The organism is Roseovarius sp. D0-M9 (assembly GCF_037083805.1).
Classification (GTDB): domain Bacteria; phylum Pseudomonadota; class Alphaproteobacteria; order Rhodobacterales; family Rhodobacteraceae; genus Roseovarius.
In genome coordinates this window covers 1-1,047 of sequence record NZ_JBAPKZ010000126.1, presented here as the reverse complement: position 1 = coordinate 1,047, position 1,047 = coordinate 1, and the positions used below count along the sequence as shown (strand labels likewise).

The following is a 1,047-nucleotide window of genomic DNA, read 5'->3' as shown; positions in this document are numbered from 1 at the left end:
TGGGCGACGCATTTCATTTCAAATCGCACCTCAAACATGGCTATCGCAACCCTGGCAACACGCGTGCGCGCATCCTTTGGGCAAACACCCCACCGACCTTTTGAGGTTAGCCTTGTGACATCAAACAGAGCGGGCAAGCGACTGATTGGACGTATGCGGGCGTTTGGGAGTCTTTTCAAAGCGTTAAGCAAGGAGCCCGACTTCGAATACATCCTCGCTGACGTGTTCGACTATATCAAACGTTTCTACACCCCGCGCAGACGGTATTCGAAACTGGGCTATCTAAGCCCCATGGAGTTCAAGGACCGCGCTATGCTAGCTTAATCCGCTGTCCACGAAACCGGCAGCAGTTCACCCTTTTCTGAACACGTTAAGCTTGTAAGACGGGAGCCACTCATTAAAAGGCGCAAAATACGATGACAGCCGTTGTACGTCTCACTGACTTTAATACCGCAAAAACGGTAAGTTTGGCGTAGGAAGCGCCTGGGCTGCCTGAGGCATTTGGAGTCGCACGGATCACCCCCGGTCGCCCCTCAGTCATAATGAGAGTCCTTGGGGTTGGTAGTCGTCGTTTTCGGGTTGGGCAAGCGCGCCGGGCGCGGAGCCTTCAGATTGCTCAAGCGTTCGGCGCCCCTCAGCGGGCGTCTTGTTCCCAAGCGATGAGTGTGGCCTGACATTATTGCAATCGTAGCGCCACAGCCCCAGCTTTCGTCTGAGCCCGTAGCTGCGCACACATCGGGTGAGCACCAGAGCATTCGCGATTGGGATCCTAATAGGGCCATCCGTGACCTCAACGCAGCCGCCAGTTGCCGCACGACGAGGTGAAAGTCTCTCGCAATTCAATGGCTCAACACAACGAGGATGAGCGGCACGCTGCCGCCCGGCACCTTTGGGATCAGACGACAGCAACCAAACGAGGGAAGTGCCTGATCCAGCGCAACCGCGCCATTGGCACCGCCTGCCTTACTATGGGTCTTTGTTCTAAGACACGTGTTTAACGACGTCGTTAGCGACGTGTCTTATGCGGGGTCTGCGATGCGTGGCGAA

At 55.9% G+C, this 1,047-nt stretch carries 2 pseudogenes; one reads left to right on the top strand and one right to left on the bottom strand.

Annotated elements, in window-relative coordinates:
- Positions 1–324 (top strand): annotated as a pseudogene (locus V8352_RS21830) (hypothetical protein); the annotation flags it as partial.
- A gap of 213 nt (positions 325–537) precedes the next feature.
- On the opposite strand, the pseudogene V8352_RS21825 reads toward V8352_RS21830, so the two are convergent.
- Positions 538–714, bottom strand: a pseudogene (locus tag V8352_RS21825) (IS3 family transposase); the annotation flags it as partial.
- Positions 715–1,047 lie beyond the last annotated feature (333 nt).